The organism is Synechococcus sp. H55.9, assembly GCF_047462355.1.
Taxonomy (GTDB): domain Bacteria; phylum Cyanobacteriota; class Cyanobacteriia; order Thermostichales; family Thermostichaceae; genus Thermostichus.
Genome location: NZ_JANSJB010000065.1, coordinates 14,687 through 15,967, shown reverse-complemented (window position 1 = coordinate 15,967; position 1,281 = coordinate 14,687). Strand labels below are relative to the sequence as shown.

Below are 1,281 nucleotides of genomic sequence, written 5' to 3'. Positions count from 1 at the left end.
AGCTGAAAAGACTCTTTAAGCAGCCAGTCAATGACCTCAAAGTCATTTCCCTGCCAGAACAGTTGGACTTGTCGAGGTGTCAGTTCCCAAGTTAGGAACCCTGGCCGCTTCTCTGGTGGAATCTCTTGTTCTATCTGCTTAAGAGTCATCCACAGCCCAGCCAGCCCTGCTCGATGCAGCAGTGTCAACCCAGGATGTCCTATGTGTAGCTTTAGCTCAGTCATGGCGTGCCAAATTCCTCACTATAGCTGATGTATCCAGGCTCTGTGACGAAATAAAATCCGCGTCGCTGCCAATTCCACCACTCTATCTCTTGATCTGGAATCCGAATCGGAATTGCCCAGGCTTGAGCCTCTTGCAGAAAAGCTTGCATCTTCGATAGCTTTTGCCCCTTGGCCAAAGCTTTTTCCTGCCGACCTTTAGCAGCTTCCCAAATAGACTCCTGATCCTCTGCTAGAAGCACCGTTATTGTGTGTCCACTTTCGCGTAGGAAGCTTGGGTAAGTGCACCAATCTTGATCAAGCCAGGCCGATTTTACTTCAACAGGCTCTTTTTGGCTGAGCTGAGAAAGAATGCTAGCTAAATCCCGCTGTGAAACGCGCTCTAGTCCTCTGTCTTTAACCTCATTAACTAGTTTTTGCCCGCTTTCTAGTTCTTCTGCAGTATAGGGAGAGCTTTTATCCCATCTGTAGAGGAGAGCTGTACAAGGTTCTTCTTTTTCGCTTTTCATTCTTCGATTTAGCCGACCCAATCGCTGAACCAAAGCCGTTGCTGGAGCCATGGCAGAGACAAGCAAATCTGCACTTAAATCTAAGGACATTTCACAGACTTGCGTAGTGACAGCAAGAACAGGTTCTGGCCGACTAAAAGCATTGATAACCTGCTCATGCTTGGTGAGTCTATCTTTGTAGCGAAAACGACTGTGGTAAATTAAAACTTTGGCTTTTATATTTTCTAGTTTTTCCTTGGCAACTTGATAAATATCAATACAACTGGACACTGAATTAGTTACCCATAGAACCTTTTGCCTCTCCTGAACTGCCTTGATGACTTCCGGCCAAATGCGCTCAGAGTGGGTGGGATCACCTTCTGCTTGCACCTCTTGTATTTGATAGCGCTTCAGTTCTTCTAGCTCTCGCGGTCCTTCAACGGGATCCTCTATAGGTTCACCCAACTCATCCATCACTCGCTTAATTGCCTGGAGCTGTCCTGGGGTAAAGCTAGCGCTCATCAAGAGGACAGGTGCACCTCGAAAAGTCCGTAAGAATCTCAGTAAAGCGC

General features: G+C 47.0%; 2 protein-coding genes. Both read right to left on the bottom strand.

Annotation, left to right across the window (positions count from 1 at the left end; all coding sequences use genetic code 11):
- A partial coding sequence (gene cas8a1, locus NW857_RS09250) for a type I-MYXAN CRISPR-associated Cas8a1/Cmx1 (protein ID WP_414368750.1) occupies nt 1–224 on the bottom strand: 224 nt, incomplete at its 3' end.
- On the bottom strand, nt 221–1,281 hold a 1,061-nt coding region (gene cas3 / locus NW857_RS09245; protein ID WP_414368749.1), incomplete at its 5' end, for a CRISPR-associated helicase Cas3'. The genes cas8a1 and cas3, both read right to left, overlap by 4 nt.